Raw genomic sequence first — 26,616 nt, forward strand, 5'->3', positions numbered from 1 at the left:
ACGGGGCCTGAATATTGAATCCCTGCGCTACATCGAAGCCGCGCCCGCCACATTTGGTCAGAATCGTCTGAACCGCTATGCCACCGGCCAACACAAGCGGACCTGCAAGCCCGGGTTGGCCGCCTCGATGACTAGCTGTCCATTGGAACCTGCACAAATCTGCTCGACAATAGCCAGTCCTAGTCCACTTCCCTGCTGAGTGTGGTTTGCCCGCCAGAAACGTTCTGTTGCCTGAGCCATATCCCGAGCCTTCATCCCTGGCCCATAATCCCGCACTACCAGGCAATGGCAATCTCCACACTCGATAGCACGCACTTCAACCGGGCTTGAAACCTGCTCATTAACAGCGTAACTGAGCGCATTGTCGATAAGGTTACGCAGTGCCATTGCGGCGGTTGCACTATCTAATGGAAAGCGCAGACTCAGGTCTCCAGCAATTTCCAGCCGGGATAGATCGTCAATATCAGCGATTGCCAACTCGATAACCTCTCCGGCACTGCTCGATGTCTGGTTAAAAGCCATTTCATCGGCATCCAACCGCGCCAACACTAGCAGCTGGTCGATGACTTGCTGCATACGTTCGACGGCTGCATTGGCTTCTAGTAAAACCTCGTTGCGTTCAGCCTGCGGTAAGCGGGTCGCCAATTGCAGGTTGGTTTTTATGGCGGTCAGCGGCGTGCGTAACTCATGCGCAGCATCAGCTGTAAAACGCTGCTCACGCCGGACTAAGGTCGCAACCCGTTCCAGCAATTGATTAAGACTGCTTAGTACAGGTTCGATTTCTTGCGGCAGCGCTAATTGAATCGGTTCTAACGCCTCCGGACGTCGCTGCTTAAGAGCCTGCCCCATACTAAGCAGGGGTTTCAGGCCCCGTTTGATGCCCCACCAAGTCGCCAGCAACATACCTATCAGAGCAATCAGTACGGGCCCTGCCACTACAATTAAAACACCCTGGTACAAAGCATCCCGCTCACTCATACGATCCGCTGTGGTAATCACCATACCGCGATGCTCAAGGGTAAAAAGGCGCCATTGCGTGCCTTCAAAGTTGCGCTGCGAAAATCCACTTTGCGGAGTATCCAGTAAGCTGGCCATATCATCGGCAGTTCGTAATACCAATTCGCCGGATTGCCAGCGCACCTGACAGGCCACCCCATCCAAGGGTGAAGTTAAGTAGTTGGTGGTCAGCTGACTATCGTTCAGCGCCCCTTCCGGCAATTGGTCCAAAACCCCCGCTACCACCCGGGCTGTCGCTGCAAGCCTCTGATCCAGCGTGTGTCTCATTTGGGTCTGCAAATCGAGTAGCAACCACACTGAGACCACTGACCACACCAGCACGAACGAGCCAAGCAGACTAATTAGCAACCGACCTTGAATACTTAATGGGCGTCTTTTCATCATGTGTTGTACCTTTTGCTGCTGCGCCCTACTCTGCTTTGCCAAGTCGAAAACCAAGCCCGCGAATCGTTTCTATGACGTTTTTGCCAAGCTTTTTGCGCAAGTGATAAATGTGGACATTCAGCGCATTCGAGTCCGGTTCCTCGCCGTACCCATAAAGACTGTCATTTAATTGATCAGCGCTAAGTACCCGACGCCCGGCGTACAAGAACTTCTCCATCAGTAATAACTCACGTCGCGGCAAGCAAACCACTTCTCCATGGTAACGCAACTCGCGCAAGCCTGGTTCAAACTCCAATGCCCCATGCCGGATCATCGGCGATGCGCGCCCCGAACTGCGCCGTAATAGCGCATGAATGCGGGCAATTAGCTCGTCTAGTTCAAACGGCTTGGTGACATAGTCATCGGCACCGGCCTGCAGACCGGCAACGCGATCTGCTAACGCATCCCGTGCGGTTAGTATTATCACTGGGATCTGCTGCTGCTCGGCTCGCCACTGAGCTAACAGGGTCATGCCATTGCCGTCACGCAGGCCAAGATCGAGTACCACTAAATCACTGGAAAAGTGTTGTAACGCCGCCCGCGCCTGTGCCAGCCCGGTAACCTGGTCAACAGCAAAGTCATGCAGTTCGAGGCCCCGGCGTATGGCGTTTGCCACCTGTTGGTCGTCTTCTACTAATAAAATATGCATGGTCGTATGGTACCCGGGTCAGATGAGCTAAACATTAATGTTCAATTCATATTGGTTTGGCATGCTCCCCGGCATCAATAACCGAGCCGATAAGGTCACTATGCGTTTCCGCTTCCTGCACATCATTATCCTGGTGCTCTCGCTACTCGCCACTCAAAGTGCTTACTCCAGCAGCTTTAATCCTTCTACAGGACTGAGTTTCGGGCAAAGTCGCACCTCCGAAGGCAACGGTCAGGACTTTCTTTCCCCACAACAGGCCTTTCAATACCAGCTGGAGCACACTGACGATGGTGATGTTCTGATCCACTGGCAAATCGAGCCGGGCTACTACCTGTACCGGAAGCGTCTGAACACCGGCGACGCTGAATCTGAATTGCCCGATGGTACCACCATTGAAGATGAATTCTTTGGTCTATCAGAAGTGTACAAAGACGATTTTAGCATGCTGGTGCGCAGCGGCGGCTCGCCCTTCACACTTACCTGGCAAGGTTGTGCTGAAGCTGGTCTGTGTTACCCACCGGTGAGCGACGCGATTGAGTCCGATCCAGCGGCTTCAGCACTGGACCGTGACACCCCATCTGTCGCGGCTGATTTAAGTATTAGTCAACGCCTGGCCTCCTCGCCGCTTGGTTGGACTCTCGCTGGTTTTTTCCTGATGGGATTATTACTTACCTTTACTCCGTGTGTGCTGCCTATGATCCCGATTATTAGCAGTATTGTGGTAGGCAGTGGTGTTAGAGGTAAAAAAGCCTTACTGCTTTCGCTTGCTTATGTGGTGCCAATGGCTCTTACCTACGCGTTGCTGGGTATTGTTGCGGCGAGCGCTGGAGCTAGTATACAGGTGCTGATGCAGTCGCCCTGGGTCCTGGGTAGCTTTGCCATTTTCTTTGTGTTGTTCGCCCTTGCGATGTTTGGCGCCTTTGAGATGCAGCTACCGAACTCGTTGCGACAGCGCCTGGATGCCTTAAACCAGAAACAGAACGGAGGTCATCTGCGCGGTGCGGCTATACTTGGCGTGCTATCAGCTATCCTTGTCGGGCCCTGTATGACAGCTCCATTAGCAGGCGCCCTGCTCTATATTGGTCAAAGTGGCGACATCATCAGTGGAGGCCTGGCACTATTCAGTTTAGGCATGGGAATGGGCGTCCCATTAGTGATTGTCGGTACCTTAGGTGGGCAACTTTTACCTAAACCCGGAACCTGGATGAACAGGGTCAAAGCCCTGTTTGGCTTTATTTTGCTTGGCACTGCCATTTGGTTTTTGCAGCGAGTTCTGCCTGTCTACGCCGGGCAAATTCTGTGGGCGTCGCTGGCGCTTGGGTTCACCATGAGTATCTACCTGTCGACACGCAGCAACTGGGTAAAAACAATCAGCAGTGTTCTGAGCGTTTGGGCTGTGCTGGCGATGGCCGTGGTATTTTTTAATTCCTATGCTGAATATGCTTTTTTCGACCGATCCGCAACCTCGGCCTCAACGACATCCACTCAGTCAGCCGCTGTCGGCCAGCAAAGCTTTCAGCCGCTGGAAAGCGTGCAACAACTAAATGAATATATCAGTCAGGCCAAAGAGGAAGAGCGTTACATTTTTATCGACTTCTACGCCGACTGGTGTGTCTCCTGTATTGCCATGGAACGCAACGTCTTTAGCCGAGCCGACGTTCAGCAAACGCTGAGCCCCATGGTCCGATTAAAGCCTGACGTCACAGCGAACAATGCAGAGGATCGCGAACTGATGCGGCACCTGTCTGTAATGGGACCACCGACCATGATTATTATTGATCCCGATGGAGTTGAACGCCGTAATCATCGAATCATTGGCGAGGTGAATGCGACCGAGCTAATGCAAACCCTTGATTCACTGACCGAACCGCTGCTAAGCGAGCAACGGCTTTGAATCTGGAATCCAATAAGGCTGCTATCTATGCAGCGACTAGCACGTTAGAATGGCGCCAGATACTGGATACATTCTATCAGGGCCACGAGCGACTCAACGTTATGGACAATTCAGCTTTACTCGCATACCAGCCTATTTATGACCGTCAGTTGGACATTGTTGGCGGTGAACTATTGTATCGCAATGACAACGGACTGAGCGTACTCGATGTTGGTGAAGAATATGCCACCAGTGAACTTATTTTTCAGTTGTGCACCGGCATCACTGAGCAGTTTGAAGGCTTTAATCACCCGCTGTATATTAACGTCTCGAAAGACTTTGTACTGTCTGATGCGTTTTTACCGCTGGAGCCTTCTCGCGTCATTGTTGAGCTGGTCGAGCGTATTGAGCCCACCCCTGAACTGATTGAGGCCATCGCGCGATGGCATAAGAAGGGATTCCGCTTTGCGCTGGATGATTTCGAGCTTTCTCCGGCCTGGCAGCCGCTGTTTAAATATTGCGACGTAGTCAAGATTGATATCGAGCAGACTTCGCCAGAGCAGTTGCAGAAAATCCGCAATGCACTCAGTCATAAGCCGATGAAATGGCTGGCTGAACGGGTAGAAACGCATGCTCAGTTAGAATACTACCAAGAGTTAGGCTTCGATTATTTTCAGGGCTACTTTTTGAGTCGGCCGGTCACAATCACCGGCCAGAAAATTAACCCGGCAGGGGTCAATCTGGGGCAAATCATTCAACTGCTTTACAGTGCAGAAGTCGATATCCAGAAGCTTACTGAAGCCGTTTCACGCGAACCAACCATGTCGCTGAAGCTACTGAAAATTGCCAATAGTCCGTTTTACCGCGGTCAGTCAGAAATATCGTCACTGCAACAAGCACTGATGCGTATTGGTTTAGAACAGCTGAAGCGTTGGGTGGTGTTGATTGCCTCCCTCGAAGGCGGTTCAACCGCCTCAGTCCATCATGTACTGACGCGTGCTATGGCCTGTGCGGAACTTGCACGTAATAACCAGGCCTTACAAGGCAAGGCGGAACAGGCATTTCTTGCCGCCCTGTTGTCTGGCGTGGATATTTTGATCGGCGTGGACAAAGAGGCGTTTATTAGTCAACTGACGGTCAGCGACGAGATCCAGCAAGCCGCACTTAAACAACGTGGCGTGTTAGGTGGCCTGGTGAGTATGGTTATTAATGTCGAGCACGCTGCTCATGGCCATGGCGGCAAAGTAAACCCGCGTGTGTTGAGCATCTATAACGAGCAAAACTTGCGCACCCGTGAGTTACTCAATACGCTCGCCTGAATAAGGTCAATGACTCAATTACTTAACTTCAACCTATGATATATCAGCAAAGGAGCCCTAAATGGCTGTAAACCATCCCCGAATTATACTAACACTGGCTGCCAGCCTGCTAATCAGTGCCTGTGGTGCAAATGCCAGTGATGAGCTGCCTCCACCAATACAGAACGTCGCCAATCAGGGTGTCGAGATCAAAGGCAGCTTCGAAGGACCAGATGGGATGACCGGCTATGTCGGAGAATTTCAGGGCCAGGGTCTGGCAATTTACGCCACCGCTGACGGTCAGAATGCCTTTGTTGGCACCTGGATAGACAGTGACGGCCGCGATATGGGCGCGGCTCATATACGCCGCCTGATCGACGAGCCTCGTTACGCTGATGCCTGGGTCGAGTTAGAGCAGGCAAACTGGATTCAGGAAGGCAGTGACGATGCGGAGCATACCCTGTATACCTTTACCGACCCATTCTGTCCCTACTGCCGACAGATGCATGAAAGCATGAAGCCCTATATAGAGTCTGGTCAGGTTCAGTTACGCCATATTATGGTAGGCATCATTCGCGAAGCGAGCCCCTCGATTGCGGCAACTATTCTGGGTTCCGATGATCCTGCAGCAGCACTTAGCGAACATATGTCGACCTTTGATGATGGCGGGATCCTGATGCAAGGCAGTGCGCTTCGTCAAGGTAACCCGATTCTGCAGCAGAACCACTCACTCATGCGCAGCCTGAACCTAAGCTCAACACCAGCCACCTTCTTTAAAGATCAAAATGATGTAGTTCAGATGGTACAGGGTGCACCGAACGAGCAGGCTATCGAGGCCATGCTCCACCAGCGCTAAATTTGGTCAGACCAATTCAACGTTCAAGCCCCGCGCTTGAATGTTGAATTTATCCGTCTTTACAGAGTCTAGGCTAGCGAGCTAGATTAATTGGATAGTCGATAAAGGAAGCTGAGTATGGATATAGATATTCTTGGTTGTAGTGGTGGGATCAGTGGAAACGTTCGCAATATGGGCACCACCTGTCTGCGCCTCGGCGAGCATTTACTCATCGACGCTGGCTCAGGCTTAAGTAAACTGACGCTTGATGAGCAGCGTAAAATTGAAGATGTCCTGCTAACCCATTCACATATGGACCATATCAGTGATCTACCCGGCTTTCTGGCCAACCTTTTCGACCACACTGACAAGCCTGTGCGTGTCCACGCATTACCGGAAACCATTGAGATACTGAAAGACTGCGTTTTCAATTATCAGGTCTGGCCGGACTTTACTCAGTTGCCGACCCCGCAAGCCCCGATTCTTGAGTTTGTCGCCATTCAGCCCTGGCGTAGTTTTAAGCTTCAAGGGTATGAAATCACTCCGTTCTTCGTCGAACATTCGGTTCCCACCGTGGGCTTCAGTATTAAAGACAGCAAGAGCCATTTCGTTTTCAGTGCCGATACCACGGTCAGCGAAACACTAATCGACGAGCTAAACCGGCTTGGTCACATTGATACCCTGATGATCGAGTGTGCCTTTCCTGACAACAAGCTTGATATTGCACGCCAGTCAAAACACATGACGCCAGCTCTGGTGCTGGAAACCCTGGACGGGCTGGCTGAACAACCGAAAAAAATCTGGATCACCCATCTCAAGCCGGCCTACGACAAACAGATCCGCCACGATATTCGTCACAACCCGGACTGTCATCACTGGCGGGTACTTCCTTAGTCGGTTTACTGAGTTAGTCGCCTCAAGCATCAACCGGACAATTAAAAAAGCCACCTCAGGTTTCTGCCCTGAAGTGGCTTTTTTCAGTCTTATAGCAATCAGCTAACGATTAAAAGTCGTCCTCGTCATGCAGATACAGGCTCTCTGAACCAGACTCCAGTGCTCCCACCAGACCGTCAATACGAGGCAATAACTTAGCAAAGTAAAAACGTGCTGTCTTAACCTTGGCTGTATAGAAGGAATCAGTGCTGTCACTCGCTTCCGCCACTAACGCCATGCGCAGCCACAGATAGGCGTAAGCCACGTAACCAACTAACTGCAAGTATTCCACGGCCAGGCTATTGATGATGTTTTCATCAGTAGGTACCTGTTTCAGAATACCTTCAGTAACACTCACCAGAGCCTCAGTCGCTGCACGCAGTTGCGCCGCTTCTTTGCTCCAGTTGTCGCCCGCCTCGTTTAAGGTCTTTTCGATATCCGCGAGCAAAGGTTTCAGCAGCTCGCCGCGTGAACCTGCCACTTTACGTCCCAGCAAATCAAGCGCCTGGATCCCGTTCGTACCTTCGTAAATTTGCGCAATACGACAGTCACGTACCCACTGCTCCTGACCCCATTCACGCACATACCCATGGCCACCGAGGATCTGCTGACCATGAATGGTCGCTTCTAATCCGGTATCCGTCATAAAGGCTTTGGCCACAGGAGTCAGCAACGCAACCAGCTTATCCGCTGCTTCACGCTCTTCGGCATGTGGTGCATATTTGGCCCGATCTAACTGTTGCCCGACATAGCTTGAGAACGCCCGACCACCTTCAATGAAAGCTTTCATCGTCAATAGCATACGGCGGATATCGCCATGTACAAGCAAGGTATCAGCACTGGCTGAGGTGTCCTGGGTCGCCTTCGCCCCACGGCCCTGACGGCGGTCTTTGGCATAGTCGAGTGCGGTGCCATAGGAACGCGCTGCTGCGCCAAGTCCCTGAATACCGACACCCAGCCGCTCATAGTTCATCATCGTGAACATCGCAGCCAGACCTCGGTTGGGTTCACCGACCAGCCAGCCTTTAGCGCCGTCAAAGTTCATCACACAGGTTGCTGAACCGTGGATACCCATTTTATGTTCCACTGAACCCGCAGCGACTGCATTGCGCTCACCCAGTGAACCATCCTCATTGACCAGGAACTTAGGCACGATAAAGAGTGAAATACCTTTAGAGCCAGCTGGTGCATCCGGCAACTTAGCCAGCACCAGGTGAATGATATTGTCAGTTAAGTCGTGCTCACCACCGGTGATAAAGATCTTTGTTCCGCTCAGGGCAAAGCTGCCATCAGCCTGAGGCTCCGCTTTGGTCCGAATAATACCCAAATCGGTTCCGGCGTGAGGTTCGGTCAGGCACATGGTCCCCGTCCATTCACCTGCCGCCATGCGCGGAATATAGGTTTGCTTAATCTCGTCACTGGCATGGGAATCGAGTGCAATAATGGCACCCGCGGTCAGCCCTGAATAAAGCGAAAAGGAAATATCCGCCGCACACATCATTTCTTCATACTGTGCGGAAATAACTTTCGGCAGACCCATGCCGCCCAGCTCAGGGTTTGCCGTCACCCCAACCCAGCCACCTTCGGCCAACTGTCTGAACGCTTCTTTGTAGCCGTCTGGGGTGGTGACCGTAGCATCACGGTAGCTGACACCCTGTTCATCGGCATTGCGTGCATTGGGTGCTATCAGCCCTTCGGTGACCTTAGCGGCCTCTTCGAGAATGGCGGTTGCCGTGTCGGCGTCCATCATCTCCTGCAATTCAGGCATAACAGCCCAATCGTCTGCTACCCCAAATACTTCGTGCAGTACGAAATTCATATCCTGTAACGATGCTTTATAGTCGCTCACAACTACCTCCTGACCAGCTGACACCCCTTACCGACTGATCAGCAAGGCGTTAGGAAAACACTAGTTTCAAACGTGTGTTTGATTCAGGCGTATCATTACAAAGCTATTCGCTGCTTGCAACTTCAAAATGCTGCGATTAAGGTGCTTGCTTAGGATCGACCCGTTGCGAAATATTGACACTTGGAGAATTTGTCTTGGAAATCTACCTGGTCGGCGGCGCTGTCCGCGATGAGTTGCTTGGCCTTGATGTGCACGAACGAGACTATGTGGTGGTTGGTGCGACCCCCGACGAGATGCTGACGCAGGGCTTTACTCAGGTAGGCAAAGACTTCCCCGTCTTCCTCCATCCTGATTCAAAGGAAGAATACGCACTGGCTCGCACTGAGCGTAAATCAGGCAAAGGCTATACCGGGTTTGATTGCTATGCAGCGCCTGATGTCACGCTTGAGGATGACCTGCAACGTCGCGATCTGACCATCAACGCCATTGCCAAAGCTGCCGACGGCACGCTGATTGACCCTTATCAGGGGCAACTCGATATCCAGCGCCGCACCTTACGCCATGTCTCGGCCGCTTTTAGCGAAGATCCATTGCGTATTCTGCGGCTAGCAAGGTTTGCCGCCCGTTTCGAACCACTGGGGTTCAGTATTGCTGACGAAACCTGGCAACTGATGCTCAATATGGTGGAGGCGGAGGAACTGGGCCACCTGGCTAAAGAGCGTATTTGGCAGGAATTGAATCGCAGCCTGCTGGGCCCGTCCCCGGATGTGTTCTGCCGTATTCTGGATGATCTCAATGCCTGGCCTCAGCTGCTTGGTGTTAATCACTGGCAGCCGGTGAGCTGGACGTCACTCCAGGTTCTGCGCCATTCGTTGCAAAGCGAACCGGACTACACATTGAACATTGCCTACACTATTTTTGCTCAGGCCGTACTCCACGAAGCGGTGATAAGCGACGACCGGGAGCTTGCCGCAACCCTGCGTGTTCCTAATGAATGTGCTGAACTAAGCGCACTGGCGACCTTGCTAAAGCAAGAACTGGAGCCGACCAGTCTCAGTACAGACTGTGCAAATGCAGTAACCAAAGTCATTCAGCGAGCCGACCCCATTCGGCGCCCCGAACGCTGGCAGGATCTGTTAACGACACTGGCTCTGCTCGATTGGGGTAGCGCAGACGTCAGGCAGCGACTTAGCGAGGCCGCTGTTGCCTATCAGACAGTTAACCCACAAACCCTGATGGAGTTGGGTTTACAGGGGGCTGATCTGGGGCAGGCACTTAAGGAAAAACGCCATGAAGCGGTGTGCCGGGCTCTGCAATAAAGACATTGGCCAGGGGGTGCAGCAAACCGGAATTCAGCTCCGCTGACTCCAGTCAAAATGAACAGGCCACAAAACCTGAGCGCTGGAGTCGCGCAATGACTGCCATAAACTGAGGTAACTAAGCTGGTTTACCGGGTGGCGGTAGTGGGGCACCAGCTCTGCCAGAGGTAACAACACAAAACTATTAAAAAGAATTTCCCCACGCGGTAGTTCCGGCTGCTCACTGCCCTTAGCGGGTTGCACGCAGTCATCATACAGCAGCAAGTCGAGATCCAGCGTCCGTGCGGTGTATTTTTCCGCGTTCAGCGCCCGCCCGTGCTCAACCTCTATATCCTTGAAGAGCTGCTGCAATTGACTGATAGCGAGGTCAGTACGCGCCTGCACAACCAGGTTGAGGAAGTTATCGCCATCAAAACCAACCGCTTCACTTTCGTACACCGAAGACAATCGTAAAGAAGAAAAATACTGATTCAGGCGACGGACGCCAGCACGGATATTCCGCTGCGGGTCAATATTACTGCCGAGCCCAATAAATATCTCAGTCACGCGTTCCCCGTTCTATCTGCACCGCAACCGACACTGCATTTTTAAGTGCTGTCGGTTTGCTTACTTTAAGCCGCAGCCAGGTCACTGCAAAGGTGGACATCACCATGGATGCCGCTTCTTCGGCGACACGTTCAATCAGTTCATAGGGTTTGCGCTGCACCAGGGCGGTGAGTTCGTTACTCACAGCTTCATAGTCGAGTGCATCCTGGATGTCATCGCTGAGCCCCGGGCGTCGATTGTCCCAGGCCATTTCAATATCCAGCAACAGCGGCTGACGAACTTTCTTTTCCCAATCGTAAATACCTATCGTGGCATCTATTCGTAAACCTTCAATCAGCACCCGGTCGGTCATCGTTGTCGTCTCTATGTTGTTCTATTTGCCATCACTGGCAATGAAAATTACAAAATCAGGTAAAGACAGCTGGTCGGATAGCATTTTTCTAACAAACCTTTTATTCTTAGCCCCTTAAAACTGAGCCTCTTAAAAAACGAGCAGCCCGAAACCGCCAAATACTACCCTAACTGAAAGGCAAAACCCAAATGTCCGCGCTTGCACTCCTTATGATTCTTTCAGCCTATCTACTAGGTTCAATCAGTAGCGCGGTTATTATCTGTCGGCTTTTCGAACTCGACGACCCTCGTTTACGCGGGTCTGGCAACCCCGGCACGACCAATGTCTACCGTCTTGGCGGCTGGACACCGGCGCTGCTGACATTGCTGATGGACGTTTTGAAAGGCATGCTACCCGTTTGGCTGGCTTATTATTTCGGTCTGGATCCGTTTATTTTAGCCTGGGTCGCTATTGCTGCCTGTCTCGGCCACATCTACCCATTGTATTTCGATTTCAAAGGCGGCAAAGCGGTTGCAACAGCGCTTGGCGCGATGTTTCCAATTGCCTGGGAAATGGCGCTGCTACTTATCGCAACCTGGCTGTTAATGTTTGGCATGACCCGGGTCTCGTCATTGGCCGCTTTAATAACCGTTAGCCTGGCGCCAGTCTATGCTTTCATTATTAAACCACAATACACGGTACCGGCGATTATGCTGGCAGCGCTGATTATCTGGCGCCATCGCCATAATATCGTCCGGCTTTGCCGCGGTGAAGAAGTTGGCTTCAGGAAGCGTTAACGGCAGGTAAGTCCTGCAACGGCCAGCGCGGCCGGGTGACTACAGCAAGATCTTCAGACTGCCCCGCCTGCAGACGCTGAGCGCCAGCAAACGCAATCATCGCGCCATTGTCAGTGCAGAATTCTGCGCGCGGATAAAATACCTCGCCACCAAGTTGGGTGGTTAAATCCGCCAGTTGTCGGCGCAACTCAAGATTGGCACTGACCCCACCAGCTACTACCAAACGTTTCAAACCTGATTGCTGCAACGCCCGTTTGCATTTAATAGCTAAGGTATCGACCACGGCCTGCTGGAATGCCAGCGCGATGTCCGCCCTGCTCTGCTCAGTGCCATCACTTTTTTTAATCGCATTGGCGGCAGCAGTTTTCAGTCCGCTGAACGAAAAGTCCAGACCCGGGCGATCTGTCATCGGACGAGGAAAGACAAACTCCGGGTTAACCTGGCCCTGTTCAGCCAGTTTAGCCAGCCGCGGCCCGCCCGGATAATCCAGCCCCATTAGTTTAGCCGTTTTATCGAACGCTTCGCCTGCAGCATCGTCGATAGACTCACCCAATAGCTGATACTGGCCAATGCCATCCACACGAACCAGCATGGTATGCCCACCAGACACCAGCAATGCGACAAAGGGGAAGGCTGGCTGGTCTACTTCCAGCATCGGGGCAAGCAAGTGCCCTTCCATATGGTGAACCGCTAACGCCGGCACTCCCCAACCGTAAGCCAGACTTCGTCCAATGCAGGCACCAACCATTAATGCCCCAACCAGCCCTGGGCCAGCCGTATACGCAACTCCATCAATGTCCTGCGCCTGCAGACCCGCTTTTGCCAGCGCCCGTTTAATTAACGGCAAGGTCTTGCGAACATGGTCACGCGAGGCCAGTTCCGGTACCACGCCACCATAGTCGGCATGCAGCTTAACCTGACTGTACAGTTGGTGCGCCAACAGGCCCCGCTCGGTGTCGTACACCGCAATTCCGGTTTCATCACAGGATGTTTCAATACCCAGCACTCGCATTCGCGGCTACCTCTGTATGGTTGGATCAGCGCAGGCTGTCATTTGCGCTCTTTCAATAGGCCGCTAGTTTACCGTTTAGCGCCGCCCACTGCCAGAGTATCCAGCGATGTCACGGTCGAGCATCTGCTGAACCAGTGCCTCAGCCACTTCACCGCGCTGCTGCAAACTGATTAGCGCCTGGGGCATGGTTTGCATACCGCTCGCCGCCCCAGTCTGCATAGCGGAAGCGATCTGACCGATGCGGTCCTCGCGGATCAAGTTTCTGATCGCAGGGGTTACCCGCATAATCTCATAGGCCGCCACCCGCCCACCGTCGACCCGTTTCACTAGCAACTGGGAAATAACCGCACGCAGCGATTCGGATAACATGGTCCGCACCATGCCCTTTTCATCCCCCGGAAACACGTCCACAATGCGGTCGATGGTCTTCGGCGCCGACGTCGTATGCAAGGTTGCGAATACCAAATGGCCAGTCTCTGCAGCCGTCAGCGCCAGGCGTATGGTCTCCAGATCGCGCAGCTCACCGACCAGAATGACGTCGGGGTCTTCACGTAATGCGGCCCGCAACGCCACAGCGAAGCTGCTGGTATCACGGTGAACTTCGCGCTGATTAACCAGGCTGAGCTTATTCTGGTGCACCAACTCAACCGGGTCTTCAATGGTCAGAATATGCTGTGGGTAGTGGGCGTTGATATAATCAATCATCGCTGCCAGCGTCGTCGACTTGCCCGAGCCAGTAGGGCCTGTCACCAGCACCAAACCGCGTTGCAGTTGCGCTATCTCCTTTAGCACAGCCGGCGCCTGCAACTGATCAAGACTTTTAACGCCCCCCGGGATGGCTCGCAAGACGGCCGCTGGGCCCCGTTGCTGACAGAACGCATTGACCCGAAAGCGTGCTCCGTTTGCTAACTCATAAGCGAAATCGAGCTCCTGGTCGCGCTTATACTGGGCACGCTGCGCGGCGGTCATTAACTGAGTAAAGGCTAACTCCAGATCGTTGCGCTCAAGCCCCTCGCCGCCTGCGCTGAGCATGTCGCCATCGACCCGCAACATCGCCTTCGCGCCGACCGACAAGTGCAGATCTGAGGCGCCCTTTGTCAGCGTCTGCGCCAGTAATCGATGAATATCCATATTCGTCGTCTCTTGGTTGTTGAAGTGGTTGTTGGTTACGCCTGTATGGGTGGAGTCTTCGGCGCAGTAAAGGGCATTCAGAGCCTACATTGCGGTTCAAAAATGAGCCTGAGAAATCGCCGCGTTAATGTTATTATCCTAGTGGAAAGCAATTGATTCGCTAGAGGAAAACCGATGACAATGGCTGATTCAGAGGCGATTGCCACAGCGTTAGCAGAGCAGCAGCGACGAGTTCAGACGGCTTGTGAACAGGCCTGCAGAGCGCCGCAGTCAGTGCGTATTCTGGCGGTGAGTAAAACCAAACCAGCCTCGGCAGTTCGTGCCGCCTATCAGGCGGGGCAGCGGGACTTTGGCGAAAACTATGTCCAGGAAGGGGTCGATAAAATAGCTGAACTTGCTGACTTATCGGATATCGTCTGGCATTTCATCGGTCCGCTGCAGTCCAATAAAACCAAGCTGGTAGCTGACAATTTTGCCTGGATGCAAAGCCTCGACCGTCTCAAAATTGCACGCCGGTTAAACGACCAGCGCAGCGATGGCCAAGCACCCTTGCAGGTTCTGATTCAGGTTAATATCGATAATGAAGCAAGCAAAGCCGGGATTGCCATCGACGACATCGCCGATTTTGCCGCTCAGCTAGCACAGCTTCCCCGGCTCCGGCTGCGGGGTCTGATGGCTATTCCTGCAGCCGATGCCAGCAACGCACAACAACAGCAAAGCTTCAACGCTCTGGCCAACGCATTCAAACAGTTACAAACCCACTATCCTCAGGTCGATACGCTATCATTAGGCATGAGCAATGATCTTGAGCCAGCTATTGAGCACGGCTCAACAATGGTTCGTATTGGCACTTCTATTTTCGGTAAACGACAAGCATAAGGATTTTTCATGGCTAACACCCGTACTATTGCATTTATTGGCGCAGGTAACATGCCACAAAGTATCATTGGCGGTATGGTCCGCGGCGGCTATCCGGCCAGCTCTATTTTCGCCAGCAACCCGAGCCGTCCAAAGCTCGACATCCTGGAAGAAAAACACGGTATTCAGACCTCCCAGGATAATATTGAGGTTGCCAGTAAAGCGGACGTCATCGTGTTGTCAGTTAAACCTCAGTTGATGGCTGATGTTTGCGCTCACTTACGCGAGAACTTGCCCAATCTGGCAGAGAAACTGGTGATTACTATTGCGGCTGGTATTCGTATCGAAAAGTACCATCAATATTTGGGCGACGATGTTCGTATGATCCGGGTGATGCCAAATACGCCGTCCCTGGTCGGTGAAGGCGTGTCCGGATTAGCAGCCGACAGCCAGGTCACTGAGAGTGACAAAGACTTCGTCACCGAAGTCTTCGACTACGTCGGCAAAACCATCTGGGTTTCAGACGAAGATGGTATTGACGTGCTGGGCGCGGTCGCCGGCAGCGGTCCTGCGTATTTCTTTGAATTTATGGCAGGCTTGCAACAGGTGGCCGAAGAACTTGGTTTCTCTACCGAGGATGCCCGGGCAATGGTTCAGCAGACCGCATTGGGCGCAGCCTCAATGGCCAGCCAAAGTGAACTGTCACTCGTCGACCTGCGCAAGCAAGTGACCAGTAAAGGCGGTTCCACGGCCAAAGGTGTTGAAGTCTATCAGAACGCGAAGCTCGATAAAATTTCAGCAGATGCAGTCAAAGCGGCCGTTGCACGCAACCAGGAAATGGCCAAACTGTTTTAACAAAGTGGTACAGGTGCGCCGTGCAACCCTAACCAGATATTTAATTCACTACAGGGCTTTACCATGAACGAAGGCTTACTTTTTTTAATTCAGACGCTATTCACGCTATATATTATGGCGGTTACCATGCGCATCTGGCTGCAACTAGCGCGCGCCGATTACTTCAATCCATTGAGTCAGTTTGTGGTTAAAATCACCGACCCAATTCTGCGCCCGCTGCATCGGCTGATCCCCTCTCCGGGGCGCCTTGATTTAGCGGCTTTACTGCTGGCCCTGGTATTGAGCATGATAGCTATCTATATCCGCGCCAGCATGATGGGCGTAAATGCCGACATCATGGTGTTAATTGTGGCAGGCGTGCAGTTCTTTATCGGAACCGTGCTCCAGCTGATGTTCTGGATTATCTTTATTCGCGCCATTTTGAGCTGGTTCAGTAGCGGCAGTAATCCGCTGGAACTTGTCATGCACCAGTTGACTGAACCCGTACTGCGCCCTGTGCGTCGGATTATCCCCCCGATTGGCGGGCTCGATCTGTCGGTGATCGTGGTGCTGCTGGTGATCCAGTTTCTCCGTATCTGGATCGGTTTCTGATCAGGACTCGAGTGAGAGCCGTTAACGTCAAAACAGGAGTAACACAGCGATGAAACAGATTTGGCTAGGCTGTTTAGTTGTATTGAGCTTATTCAGCACCTCGCTGTATGGGCAACAGGGTGAAGATGATGGGCAGACCTACCAGCGACTGGGTGACTGGGAGGTGCATTACAGCGCCTTCCCCAGCACCTTTTTGCTGCCTGAAATCGCCACCCGTTATCAGCTGACACGGAGTAACTCGCAGGGGGTTGTGAACATTTCGGTGTTAGATGCAACGTCTGAGGAGCGACAGGCGCAGCGTGTTCAGGTGACCGGTTATACGCTAAACGAGCCTGGCCAGCGTCGCAATCTGACCTTTAGTCGCCATGCCGATGGTGACGCCATCTATTACATTGCCCAGGTTCCTCACGGTCGCGAAGACACCTTACGTTTCTTTGTTACCATCCGTAGCGGCACCGATGAGCAAACACTCACCTTTAACCACACTTTCTATCGTCAGTAACGGCGCGCATACCGTGCAGTAAACGCGCAGTTAACGTGTAGTTAACGTGCAGTGAACGCGCATCGGAAACCACAAGCATTGAATGAAGCCCACTAACTCGTGGGCTTCACACCCACTTTCAGAATATCGCCATTCTCAGCCACATCACGTACGGTCAGCACCAGGTTGCCCAGGATCACGTTATCCCCTACTACCACACGGCGGCGGAAACGTTTGCGGATCACATCATCAATGCTCTGCTGTAAATCTTCCGGTGTATCACTGGGTAACGCGTAGAACACCGTTAAGTCCTGCAATTTAACGTCGGCATTTAGCACAAAGTCACCAAAGAAGCTTGATTTGGTGACCCCTTTCGCAGTGCCACTGGATGCAAGCACATCGGAAATCTTACGCAGGTCGGTTTGTTTCGCCATCACCAGAACAGTATCCCCGGCACTGATAAGCGGGTTTGACAGGCGTCGGATCCAGCTGTCGTCACGGATCAGGCCAACAAATTCAACCGGCACTGAAATGCTAATTTCATCCCAGTGGTGATCACAGGCCGGAGTGTCGTCTTCAATTTTAAACGCGGCTACTTCGAGCACGTCATTGCCCGGCACCATATCCAGGGGCATCCGATAATTAGGTTCGGGCTCCGGCGGAACCTCGAGCTTGAGCCAGCGTGCCACCGGCAAAATACTCCAGCCCTGAACCATCAGCGATACCAGCACCACGAAGAAGGCAATTTCAAAATACAGTTGCTGGTTTTCCAGCCCGGCCATCCAGGGGAACAACGCCAGTACAATGGGTACCGCGCCGCGTAAGCCGACCCAGCTGATAAACACCTGGTCGCGCCAGGGAAAGCGGAACGGCAGCAAGCTAACGAACACCGCCAGCGGACGGGCGACCAGAATTAGCACCGCGGCCAATACCAATGCAGGAATGCCAACTTCGAAGATTGACGATGGAGTCATCAGGATCCCAAGCATCAGGAACATCACAATCTGACTCAGCCAGGCCAGTCCGTCATGCACGCGCAGAATATGCATCACCTGAGGCAGGCGCGCGTTACCGATCAGATAGCCCATCAAATACACTGCGAGGAAACCACTGCCGCCAAGTTTCGCGGTAATGGCGTAGACCATAATTGCACCGCCGACTGCCAGCAACGGAAAAAACGCGAAGCTTAACGGCAGTTTACGACAGGCATACACAAACAGACGACCACTGAGATACCCCACTAATGCGCCGACAACCGCTTGCTGTATGACATGCACCACCACCATAGGGCCCAGTTTGGTATCTGGCGCGGCCAATACGGAAACCAGGGTCACCGTTAGAATAACCGCCATGGGGTCGTTACTACCGGATTCAATTTCGAGGGTCGATGCAACCCGCTCTTTAATCCGCAGACCCTGCGACTGGAAAATTGAGAACACCGCGGCGGCGTCTGTAGAACTTAAAATAGCACCCAGCAAAAGCCCTTCGGTCCAGCTGAGATTGAACAGAAAGGCCGCAGCCAACCCAGTAATAACGCAGGTGATGATAACGCCGACCGAAGCAAGGGTTGCCGCAGGAGCGAGCGCGACACGGAAGCGTTCTGGGTGGGTGCGCATTCCCCCGTCGAACAGAATAATGACTAAGGCGATGGAACCAATCAGTAGCGCAATATCCGGGTTATCAAACTCGATGCCTAAAATACCCTGTTCGCCAGCGAGCATGCCAATGACCAGGAACACCAACAACAGCGGTGCCCCGGACCGGGCCGAAACGATACTCGCCAGAATGCTGACAACCAGCATGGCCCCGGCGGCAAAGATAATAAGATTAACAACATCCATGAACAGGTAATCACCCTAGTTAAAATTTCTGCGGAACTTAATTTGCGCCTTAAAGCATTTTACGTCTAATAACTCATTTTGATATAGCATATTAGCATAATACGCCATAGCTTCCATTTTCGCCGCTGCGCTTTCAGGGTATACTGACCACATTTCAGTGTAGCCAATGGGTGAGCCAGCCATATGACAGCAACTAAATCCATCGTACTTGCCACCAGCAATAAAGGAAAGGTGAAAGAGCTTGATGCCTTGCTGGCCCCTATGGGGTGGCAGGTCCGGCCGCAAAGCGAGTGGAACTTCAGTGATGTTGAAGAAACCGGTTTAACCTTCGTCGAAAATGCCATTCTCAAAGCACGCCACGCTTGTGAACAGACAGGGCTTCCGGCTTTAGCGGATGACTCCGGCCTGGCCGTTGATGCGTTAGGCGGAGCGCCGGGTATTTATTCAGCACGTTTTGCCGGTGTCGGGGCCAGTGACACGGACAACGTCAGCAAATTACTTGAGCAACTGGACGGCGTTGCGTTGCACGCCCGTACCGCTCGTTTCATCTGTGCACTGGTTTTTATGCAGCATGCAAACGACCCGACCCCTATTATCTGTCAGGGTGAATGGGAAGGACGAATTCTGGATACCCCTGCCGGGGACGGCGGTTTCGGCTATGACCCGGTATTTTTTGTCGCGGAAAAAGGCTGCAGTGCGGCCGAACTGAGCCCTGAAGACAAGCGTATGCTCAGTCACCGCGGCAAAGCACTGGCGCAATTGCGCCGTTTATTGTAACCAGGACCTTATGCTTAAACTGCCTCCGCTTAGCCTTTATATCCACATCCCCTGGTGTGTGCAGAAATGCCCGTACTGTGATTTCAATTCACACGCCCAACCAGAGGTGATCCCCGAACAAGCCTATATCAATTGCCTGCTTGATGATCTGCGCGCGGACTTGAAATGGGTTCAGGGCCGACCGTTGCAAAGTATCTTTGTTGGCGGCGGCACGCCTAGCCTGTTCAGTGCAGATGGCATAGCGCGCTTACTGCATGAGGTTGAGGGGTTAATTCCGTTCGCCGACGATATAGAAATCACCCTTGAAGCAAACCCGGGCACCTTTGAAGCTGAGCGTTTTGCCGGTTTCAGCAAAGGCGGTGTTAACCGGCTCTCGATTGGTGTGCAGAGCCTGATCGAACAGCATCTAAAACGCTTAGGCAGAATTCATGACCCGGCTCAGGCACGTGCCGCCGCAGAACTGGCGGGTGAACTACGTCAGCAAGGTCTGCTCAGTAGTTTTAATCTTGACCTGATGCATGGTCTGCCTGATCAAACCGAAGCCGAGGCAATCAGCGATCTGGACGGCATTATTGCCCTCCAGCCCCCACACATTTCCTGGTATCAGCTGACCATCGAACCCAATACCCTGTTCGCCAGCCAGCCACCCACACTGCCCGATGACGATACCCTGTGGGATATATACGAACAGGGCCATCAACGGCTTGCAGCCGCCGGCTACGAGCAGTACGAAGTGAGTGCGTACGGAAAAACCGGCCACCGCGGCCAGCATAATCTGAATTACTGGCGCTTCGGTGACTATCTTGGAATCGGCTGCGGGGCCCACGGCAAGGTGACCTTACCCGCAGAAAACCGCATTTTGCGCACTGAAAAGGTCAAACACCCACGCGGCTACCTTGATTTAAGCCGACCGTATTTATATCGCAGTTGGGATGTGGCAAAAAAAGAGCGCGTGTTCGAGTTCTTTATGAATCAGTTACGTTTACTCGAACCGGCGTTGAAAAGCAGCTTTGTCGACTACACAGGTTTGTCACTGGAAGACGCTGATCAGGTTCTTAAAAAATCGATTCAACAGGGTTTACTGACCAATAAAAGCGACCACTGGCAAACAACGCCGCGTGGCCGCCTCTATCTGAACAGCATATTAACCGAACTGGTCGAGGTTTAGCTCTTTTTGAACTGCAAGTCCCAAACGCCGTGGCCTAAACGCTGTCCACGCTGTTCAAATTTGGTCAACGGGCGTGAATCCGGCCGCGGAACATAATCACCGTTCGCTGACAGGTTGTCCCAGCCTTGCTCGCCCTGCATCACTTCAAGCATGTGCTCGGCATAGTTTTCCCAGTCAGTGGCCAGATGCAGAATACCGCCATGTTGCAGCTTTGCATGCATTAACTGAACGAACTCAGGCCGGATCAAGCGACGCTTATGATGGCGTTTCTTGTGCCAGGGATCGGGGAAGAAGACCTGAATTTTAGCCAGACTTTCGTCTGCCACGCAGTCCTGCAGAATCTCCACCGCGTCATGCTGAAATATGCGCAGGTTTTCCACACCCTGGGCTTCAGCTTCCATCAGGCAGGCGCCTACTCCCGGCCCGTGTACTTCAATACCAATGTAGTTACTGTCCGGGTCGGCCTTGGCCATTTCCACCAACGAATGACCCATACCAAAGCCGATCTCCAGTACCAGCGGTGCGGGGCGACCGAACGCCTTGTCGAAGTCGATGCCGTCAGCCTGGTGCTGTAAACCTTTGCCTGGCCATTGACGTTCCAGCGCGGCGGCCTGGCCCTTGGTCAGGCGCCCTTCCCGCTTTACAAAGCTACGAATACGGTGGGTAAATTTCTCAGTTTGCTCGTTCATGGCGGTTTTTAAACCTGTTACACTGTTCAAAAGCTCGTCATTATGCGGTTTAGCACGGGAAAAACAAGTCAAGATGCCTCTTACCCCTTTTCAGGTTCACCATATTCGTCAGCAAGTCATCAACTGGCAGGCTGAGCACGGTCGCCATGACTTACCCTGGCAACAGGACGTAACGCCGTACCGGGTGCATGTCAGCGAGATCATGTTGCAACAGACCCAGGTGACTACGGTTATTCCATATTTTCAGCGCTGGATGGCAGACTTCCCAACTTTATCTGCGCTAGCCAACGCCAGTGAAGACGAGGTTATGGCCCACTGGCAGGGCCTCGGCTACTACTCGCGGGCACGAAACTTACGCAAAGCGGCACAACACCTGATCGAGCAACATGCTGGACACTACCCTGATGACCTTAAGTCATTAAACGATATTCCCGGGGTTGGCCGCTATACCGCGGGTGCCATCCGCTCCTTTGCATTTAGCAACTACGGACCCATAGTCGATGGCAATGTAAAACGGCTCTATGCACGGTTGTTCGCTATTTATGGTGAGCCCAATAGTAGTGCAGTTAATAAAACGATGTGGCAACACGCAGAACTGCTCACTCCGGAGAACCAGAGTGAGCGCTATAGTCAGGGGGTGCTTGACCTTGGTGCAACACTCTGCAAAAAGAGTAACCCTGAATGCCAGCGCTGTCCGTTGCAGGAAACCTGTTTTGCATTCCAACAAAATAAAATTGGTGAACTGCCGTCGGCGAAGAAGCGCAAAACCAAACCAGTCAAAGACGCGCATTTCGCCTGGCTTATTAATGACACCGTGTCAGCTACTGAATTAATGCTGGAAAAACGGCAGAGCCCTGGAATTTGGGGCGGACTATGGTGTATCCCTCAACTACCGGAGCAACCCTGCACTGCACGTCTGGTGGGTGAGTTCACTCACGAGTTCAGTCATTACCGCTTACAGGCCAAAGTCTGGGCACACCAACTCAACTCGGTAGCAGAAGCCGCCAACGCGCAGCGGTTGTACCCGCTGGACCAACTGGACAGCGTTGGGCTACCTACACCGATTCGTAATTTCATCAATGATATGAAAGCATTAAACAAAGATGATACAAACTAACTATAACCTTGGTTGGCTTCCCTTGCTTTTTTTCACCACAAGCCTCATACCTAGGTTAACTAACTAAAAATACGTATAAGTAGTGGAGACGCCATTTTGACCCGAACGGTATTTTGCCAGTATCTGCAACGCGATGCTGAAGGTCTGGATTTTCAAATGTATCCAGGTGAGCTTGGACAACGAATTTACCAGCATATATCAAAAGAGGCCTGGGCCGCCTGGCAGCACAAGCAAACTATGTTAATTAATGAAAAACGCCTGAATATGATGGATGCGGACGCCAGGGCCTACCTGAGCAAAGAAATGGAAGCTTTTTTATTTGAAGGCAAAGACATCGAGATCGATGGCTATACGCCTCCGGAAGCGAAGTAAAGCTGGGCATAACTTCGTCAAATTTACGTTAAATTCGTCGAAAAATTATTGACAAGCAATGACTTCCGTGGATGCCGAGCTGGTCAGGTAAGGTCAGCTGTGGTACCATGCGGTCACCTTAAACCAACAGGGAGTCTCTATGAAAATCCCAAGCTGGCGAAGAGCAGTAATCAAAGTCGGTAGTGCTCTTATTGCGCCAGATGGCAACGGCTGTAGTTCAAAATACCTTTTAGCAATCGCTCGTTTTATTATTGAAGCGCGTGAACGCGGGCAAGAAGTTGTATTGGTATCCTCTGGCTCAGTCGCCGCAGGCCGACACCACTTCAATATTGATCAAAAACCCATTCCCGTCATTGTAAAGAAAGCCATGGCTGCCGTCGGGCAGAACCATGTAATGGAAAGCTGGTCGCGCCTTTTTGATTTTCCATGCGCCCAGGTTCTGATGACCCATGACGACCTGCGTGAACGCGAACGTTATGTCAGTGTTCGCAACACCATTAATACGCTCCTGGAACACGGCATTTTGCCGATTGCCAACGAAAACGATGCGCTGGGAACCGATGACCTGAAGGTCGGTGATAACGACAATTTGGCAGCCATGGTGGCTACCGTAGTTGATGCCGATGCCTACTTTATCTGTTCCGATATCAACGGCGTATACGATAAAGACCCGAACAAGCATAAAGATGCAACTTTGATCCCGGTGATCGAAGAAATTGATGAAAGTATCTATGCCCTGGCTGGCGGTTCTGCCAGTGCAGTGGGCACCGGCGGCATGCGAACTAAAATCGAAGCCGCTGAGAAGGCCACTACCCACGGTATAGATACTTACATTGTGAACGGGCGCAAAGGGAGTACCTTTGAAACCTTATTACGCAATGAAAACCCTGGAACCTTGTTGAAAGCAAAAGAAAATCCATTGTCCAACAAGAAGCACTGGTTGCGCCATACCCTGGTTGCTCAGGGCGAGTTGTTAATCAACTCAGCGGCAGTAGAAAACCTTCGTGTAGAAGGTGGTTGTCTACTAAGCTCAGATATCGTTGATATTCAGGGCAACTTTGATCGCGGTGATGCAGTGCTGGTGCGTAGCGCCGAAAGTACGGACACCATCGCGAAAGGTATATGCCGCTACAGTGCGCACGAGCTGATGCATATTAAAGGCCAAACCGACTCGGAAATTGCCGAGCAATACGGTTACAGCCCAATCAGCGAAGTGATTCACCGTGACGACCTAATGTTAATGGAGAAGCATTCATGAGTAACGTTTCAGCAGAACAAATTGCGCAACGTGCAGCGAAAGCAGCACGCGCCGTGGCTAACCTGACCACTGATGAAAAGAACCAGGTATTGCAGCGTATGGCTGATGCCATCCGCGCTGACAAGGATCTAATCCTTGCCGAAAATAAAAAGGACCTGGAGGCTGGTCACGAAAAAGGACTCGATGAGTCAATGATGGACCGCCTTGAGCTAAACGATGAACGCATCGAAGGCATGGCTACCGCACTCGAAGAGCTTATCGCCCTGCCCGATCCGGTAGGTGAAAGTTACTTACTGGAAGAGCGTCCAAACGGTATGCGCATCGACAAAATGCGTATTCCACTGGGTGTCATCTGCATGATCTATGAAGCCCGTCCAAATGTAACGGCTGACGCCGGTGCGTTATGCTTTAAATCCGGCAACGCGGTCATTCTGCGTTGTGGTCGTGAAGCACTGGGCAGCTCAAAGGTTATCGCTGCAGCCATGCATAAAGCATTGCGTGATTCTGGCTTACCGGAAGACGTGATTACCGTGGTGCCGACCCCGGATCGTCAGCTAATGGCCGATCTACTGCAGCAAAGCGACTACATTGATCTGGTTATTCCGCGTGGCGGCGAAGGCCTGATTCATTATGTCAGCGATAACTCCAAGATTCCGGTCATTCAGCACTATAAAGGGGTCTGCCACTTATACGTCGATAAAGATGCGGATCTGGATAAAGCTCTGGCGTTACTGCTTAACGGCAAAACCCAGCGCACTGGTGTCTGCAATGCTCTTGAAGGCCTGCTGGTCCATTCGGCAGTGGCTGACAAGTTCTTCCCAATGGCAGCCAAAGCTCTGGCAGAGAAGAACGTAAAAGTGCATGCCTGCAACAACTCAATCAAGTACTTTGATGGTGCAGAAGCGATTGCTGACAGCGACTTTGGTGAAGAGTATCTGGCATTAGAAATCGCAGTGCGTGAAGTGCGCGACTTTGACCATGCCATTGAGCATATTCAGGAATTCTCCAGCGGCCATACCGACGTTATCTGTACCGAAAATGAAGCCACAGCAAAACGCTTTATTCAGATCGTCGACTCCGCCGTGACTATGTGGAATACCTCGTCACGCTTCTCAGATGGCGGTCAGTTAGGTTTAGGTGCAGAGATCGGTATTTCGACCTCAAAACTCCATGCCTACGGCCCTATGGGTCTGCAGTCACTAACCACCGAAAAATTCGTGGTTACTGGCACCGGGCAAATTCGCGAGTAAGTGTTTTGCCTATTAACTAGGCATTCGCGCCATGTAACTGGTTGCAAGCCTTGACAGAGGGCGTAAAAAAACGTTTAATACGCCCTCGTTTTTAGCCCCTAAAGGCTTGAAACCTGGCATGCCCGGATAGCTCAGTCGGTAGAGCAGAGGATTGAAAATCCTCGTGTCGGTGGTTCGATTCCGCCTCCGGGCACCATTATTTAAGGAAGCCTGTCCATTTGGACAGGCTTTTTCGTTTGTGTCCTCGGCGTCATCTTCGATTATGAAATGCATCCATGCATTTCACCCCCACTCTTTGCTTTGCCCCCTTACAACTGGTTACAATTTTTTCACAACTTTCTCTCCCTGCTCAACGCCAAGTAAGGCATAGTTCCCGTTGGTTAAAAATTCGGCTTCGCCCTAACACAACAGCAAAACCATAATTTAAACAAAGGGACTCACTCATGCTCAGCATTCGCAATTTATCAAAAACCTATGGCAATCAAGTCAAGGCACTGGACAATGTCAGCCTGGATATTCCAGCTGGTATGTTCGGCCTTTTAGGCCCGAACGGCGCAGGTAAGTCATCACTGATGCGTACCATCGCCACATTACAGGGCGCTGACAGCGGCGAGATTGTATTTGATGGTATCAATGTGGCTGAGCAACCCCAGCAAATTCGTGCCACCCTGGGCTACCTGCCACAGGACTTTAACGTCTATCCGAGAATCAGCGCCTATCAGTTGCTGGATCATATTGCGGTATTAAAAGGGGTGACAAACAATAAAGAACGCAAAGCGCTGGTCGACCGCTTGCTGGAACAAACCAACCTTCATCAGGTACGCAAAAAAGCAGTCGCTACTTTTTCTGGTGGCATGCGCCAGCGCTTTGGGATAGCGCAGGCACTGATTGGTGACCCTAAGTTAATTATTGTTGATGAGCCTACGGCGGGCCTCGACCCCGAAGAGCGTAATCGTTTTCATAACCTGCTGGCTGATATTGGCCAGCATAAAGTCGTGATCCTCTCGACCCATATTGTTGAGGACGTCGCTGACCTTTGTCCGCGCATGGCGGTATTGGCTGAGGGTCGAATTCAGTTAGAAGGCGAACCGCAGGTTTTAACCAACGAGTTAAACGGACAAATCTGGCGCACCACGGTAGATAAGCAAGACATGGCAACCACCATGGAGAACTTCCCGGTCATCTCCAGTCGTCTTCAGGGCGGGCGTAGTGTGCTTCACGTGCTGGCCAGTGAGAGTCCCGGTGCAGGCTTCGAAGCTGTGGCCCCAGATCTCGAAGACGTTTATTTTGCTACCTTGCATCGTGTACGTCAGCAAAACTCAAACACTCAGAGCAACGCTGCTTAA

General features: G+C 52.2%; 26 protein-coding genes and 1 tRNA gene. 18 read left to right on the forward strand and 9 right to left on the reverse strand.

Annotated features, from left to right (window positions below; translation table 11 throughout):
• Window positions 1-75: 75 nt before the first annotated feature.
• Together CWE12_RS11830 and CWE12_RS11835 are read right to left on the reverse strand one after the other, a co-directional pair.
• Entirely contained in the window at window positions 76-1,401 is a 1,326-nt protein-coding gene (locus CWE12_RS11830; RefSeq protein ID WP_126789908.1) for an ATP-binding protein, read from the reverse strand.
• A 25-nt stretch (window positions 1,402-1,426) separates the two neighbouring features.
• Complete coding sequence (locus CWE12_RS11835) at window positions 1,427-2,089, reverse strand: response regulator transcription factor (RefSeq protein WP_126789909.1); 663 nt, start codon at window positions 2,087-2,089, stop codon at window positions 1,427-1,429.
• A 37-nt stretch (window positions 2,090-2,126) separates the two neighbouring features.
• Here CWE12_RS11835 and dsbD point away from each other — a divergent pair, with 37 nt between their 5' ends.
• The 4 genes from dsbD to CWE12_RS11855 all read left to right on the forward strand — a co-directional run bounded on the left by dsbD (window position 2,127) and on the right by CWE12_RS11855 (window position 6,989).
• Complete coding sequence (dsbD, locus tag CWE12_RS11840; RefSeq protein ID WP_126789910.1) at window positions 2,127-3,983, forward strand: protein-disulfide reductase DsbD; 1,857 nt, start codon at window positions 2,127-2,129, stop codon at window positions 3,981-3,983.
• Window positions 3,980-5,281 carry an EAL and HDOD domain-containing protein gene (locus CWE12_RS11845; protein WP_126789911.1) on the forward strand — a complete coding sequence of 434 codons (1,302 nt, stop codon included), beginning with the start codon at window positions 3,980-3,982 and terminating at the stop codon, window positions 5,279-5,281. Before dsbD ends, CWE12_RS11845 begins: the two co-directional genes overlap by 4 nt.
• A gap of 61 nt (window positions 5,282-5,342) precedes the next feature.
• Window positions 5,343-6,116 carry a thiol:disulfide interchange protein DsbG gene (gene dsbG, locus CWE12_RS11850; protein WP_126789912.1) on the forward strand — a complete coding sequence of 258 codons (774 nt, stop codon included), beginning with the start codon at window positions 5,343-5,345 and terminating at the stop codon, window positions 6,114-6,116.
• Window positions 6,117-6,233: 117 nt separating this feature from the next.
• Complete coding sequence (locus tag CWE12_RS11855; RefSeq protein ID WP_126789913.1) at window positions 6,234-6,989, forward strand: 3',5'-cyclic-nucleotide phosphodiesterase; 756 nt, start codon at window positions 6,234-6,236, stop codon at window positions 6,987-6,989.
• 109 nt (window positions 6,990-7,098) lie between these two features.
• On the opposite strand, the gene CWE12_RS11860 is transcribed toward CWE12_RS11855, so the two are convergent.
• Window positions 7,099-8,877, reverse strand: coding sequence for an acyl-CoA dehydrogenase C-terminal domain-containing protein (locus CWE12_RS11860; RefSeq protein ID WP_126789914.1), 1,779 nt, complete (start codon window positions 8,875-8,877; stop codon window positions 7,099-7,101).
• A 194-nt stretch (window positions 8,878-9,071) separates the two neighbouring features.
• Here CWE12_RS11860 and CWE12_RS11865 point away from each other — a divergent pair, with 194 nt between their 5' ends.
• Window positions 9,072-10,196 carry a tRNA nucleotidyltransferase/poly(A) polymerase-related protein gene (locus CWE12_RS11865; protein ID WP_126789915.1) on the forward strand — a complete coding sequence of 375 codons (1,125 nt, stop codon included), beginning with the start codon at window positions 9,072-9,074 and terminating at the stop codon, window positions 10,194-10,196.
• Window positions 10,197-10,229: 33 nt separating this feature from the next.
• Here CWE12_RS11865 and folK read toward each other — a convergent pair whose 3' ends face one another.
• Window positions 10,230-10,742 (reverse strand): 2-amino-4-hydroxy-6-hydroxymethyldihydropteridine diphosphokinase, encoded by a 513-nt coding sequence (gene folK, locus CWE12_RS11870; protein WP_126789916.1) that lies wholly within the window; start codon window positions 10,740-10,742, stop codon window positions 10,230-10,232.
• Window positions 10,735-11,094, reverse strand: a complete 360-nt coding sequence (folB, locus tag CWE12_RS11875; protein ID WP_126789917.1) for a dihydroneopterin aldolase — start codon at window positions 11,092-11,094, stop codon at window positions 10,735-10,737. Before folB ends, folK begins: the two co-directional genes overlap by 8 nt.
• Before the next feature lie 188 nt (window positions 11,095-11,282).
• Here folB and plsY point away from each other — a divergent pair, with 188 nt between their 5' ends.
• Entirely contained in the window at window positions 11,283-11,870 is a 588-nt protein-coding gene (plsY, locus tag CWE12_RS11880; protein WP_126789918.1) for a glycerol-3-phosphate 1-O-acyltransferase PlsY, read from the forward strand.
• Here the strand turns inward: plsY and tsaD are convergent.
• The gene (tsaD, locus tag CWE12_RS11885) at window positions 11,857-12,882 is read right to left on the reverse strand and encodes a tRNA (adenosine(37)-N6)-threonylcarbamoyltransferase complex transferase subunit TsaD (RefSeq protein WP_126789919.1); all 1,026 of its coding nucleotides are present in this window, start codon (window positions 12,880-12,882) and stop codon (window positions 11,857-11,859) included. The two genes, plsY and tsaD, sit on opposite strands and share 14 nt — an antisense overlap.
• A gap of 75 nt (window positions 12,883-12,957) precedes the next feature.
• On the reverse strand, window positions 12,958-14,013 hold the full coding sequence (locus tag CWE12_RS11890; RefSeq protein WP_126789920.1) for a type IV pilus twitching motility protein PilT: 1,056 nt from the start codon (window positions 14,011-14,013) through the stop codon (window positions 12,958-12,960).
• 174 nt (window positions 14,014-14,187) lie between these two features.
• Here CWE12_RS11890 and CWE12_RS11895 point away from each other — a divergent pair, with 174 nt between their 5' ends.
• From CWE12_RS11895 to CWE12_RS11910, 4 genes are all read left to right on the forward strand, one after another.
• Window positions 14,188-14,892, forward strand: coding sequence for a YggS family pyridoxal phosphate-dependent enzyme (locus CWE12_RS11895; protein WP_420836641.1), 705 nt, complete (start codon window positions 14,188-14,190; stop codon window positions 14,890-14,892).
• Between the two features lie 9 nt (window positions 14,893-14,901).
• Entirely contained in the window at window positions 14,902-15,726 is an 825-nt protein-coding gene (proC, locus tag CWE12_RS11900; RefSeq protein WP_126789922.1) for a pyrroline-5-carboxylate reductase, read from the forward strand.
• Between the two features lie 63 nt (window positions 15,727-15,789).
• A complete protein-coding gene (locus CWE12_RS11905; protein ID WP_126789923.1) occupies window positions 15,790-16,317 on the forward strand; it encodes a YggT family protein in 528 nt (175 codons plus the stop codon).
• A gap of 49 nt (window positions 16,318-16,366) precedes the next feature.
• A complete protein-coding gene (locus CWE12_RS11910; RefSeq protein WP_126789924.1) occupies window positions 16,367-16,819 on the forward strand; it encodes a DUF4426 domain-containing protein in 453 nt (150 codons plus the stop codon).
• Window positions 16,820-16,911: 92 nt separating this feature from the next.
• Here the strand turns inward: CWE12_RS11910 and CWE12_RS11915 are convergent, their stop codons facing one another.
• Entirely contained in the window at window positions 16,912-18,639 is a 1,728-nt protein-coding gene (locus tag CWE12_RS11915; protein WP_126789925.1) for a potassium/proton antiporter, read from the reverse strand.
• 183 nt (window positions 18,640-18,822) lie between these two features.
• Between CWE12_RS11915 and rdgB the strand changes: the two genes are divergently transcribed.
• Together rdgB and hemW are read left to right on the forward strand one after the other, a co-directional pair.
• Entirely contained in the window at window positions 18,823-19,416 is a 594-nt protein-coding gene (gene rdgB / locus CWE12_RS11920) for an RdgB/HAM1 family non-canonical purine NTP pyrophosphatase (protein ID WP_126789926.1), read from the forward strand.
• Between the two features lie 10 nt (window positions 19,417-19,426).
• The gene (gene hemW / locus CWE12_RS11925) at window positions 19,427-20,584 is read left to right on the forward strand and encodes a radical SAM family heme chaperone HemW (protein ID WP_126789927.1); all 1,158 of its coding nucleotides are present in this window, start codon (window positions 19,427-19,429) and stop codon (window positions 20,582-20,584) included.
• Here hemW and trmB read toward each other — a convergent pair.
• Window positions 20,581-21,273 (reverse strand): tRNA (guanosine(46)-N7)-methyltransferase TrmB, encoded by a 693-nt coding sequence (trmB, locus tag CWE12_RS11930; protein WP_126789928.1) that lies wholly within the window; start codon window positions 21,271-21,273, stop codon window positions 20,581-20,583. The two genes, hemW and trmB, sit on opposite strands and share 4 nt — an antisense overlap.
• 73 nt (window positions 21,274-21,346) lie before the next feature.
• Between trmB and mutY the strand changes: the two genes are divergently transcribed.
• The 6 genes from mutY to CWE12_RS11960 all read left to right on the forward strand — a co-directional run bounded on the left by mutY (window position 21,347) and on the right by CWE12_RS11960 (window position 26,616).
• On the forward strand, window positions 21,347-22,390 hold the full coding sequence (gene mutY / locus CWE12_RS11935) for an A/G-specific adenine glycosylase (RefSeq protein ID WP_198675749.1): 1,044 nt from the start codon (window positions 21,347-21,349) through the stop codon (window positions 22,388-22,390).
• A 96-nt stretch (window positions 22,391-22,486) separates the two neighbouring features.
• Window positions 22,487-22,762, forward strand: a complete 276-nt coding sequence (locus CWE12_RS11940; protein WP_126789930.1) for an oxidative damage protection protein — start codon at window positions 22,487-22,489, stop codon at window positions 22,760-22,762.
• Window positions 22,763-22,901: 139 nt separating this feature from the next.
• Window positions 22,902-24,020, forward strand: a complete 1,119-nt coding sequence (proB, locus tag CWE12_RS11945; RefSeq protein WP_126789931.1) for a glutamate 5-kinase — start codon at window positions 22,902-22,904, stop codon at window positions 24,018-24,020.
• A complete protein-coding gene (locus CWE12_RS11950) occupies window positions 24,017-25,270 on the forward strand; it encodes a glutamate-5-semialdehyde dehydrogenase (protein WP_126789932.1) in 1,254 nt (417 codons plus the stop codon). The genes proB and CWE12_RS11950 overlap by 4 nt, the downstream gene beginning before the upstream one ends.
• 120 nt (window positions 25,271-25,390) lie before the next feature.
• A tRNA-Phe gene (locus CWE12_RS11955) sits at window positions 25,391-25,466 on the forward strand.
• A 247-nt stretch (window positions 25,467-25,713) separates the two neighbouring features.
• Window positions 25,714-26,616: an ABC transporter ATP-binding protein gene (locus CWE12_RS11960; RefSeq protein ID WP_126789933.1), complete on the forward strand. Its 903-nt coding sequence runs from the start codon at window positions 25,714-25,716 to the stop codon at window positions 26,614-26,616.

It is taken from the genome of Aliidiomarina sedimenti (assembly GCF_003986955.1).
GTDB lineage: Bacteria > Pseudomonadota > Gammaproteobacteria > Enterobacterales > Alteromonadaceae > Aliidiomarina > Aliidiomarina sedimenti.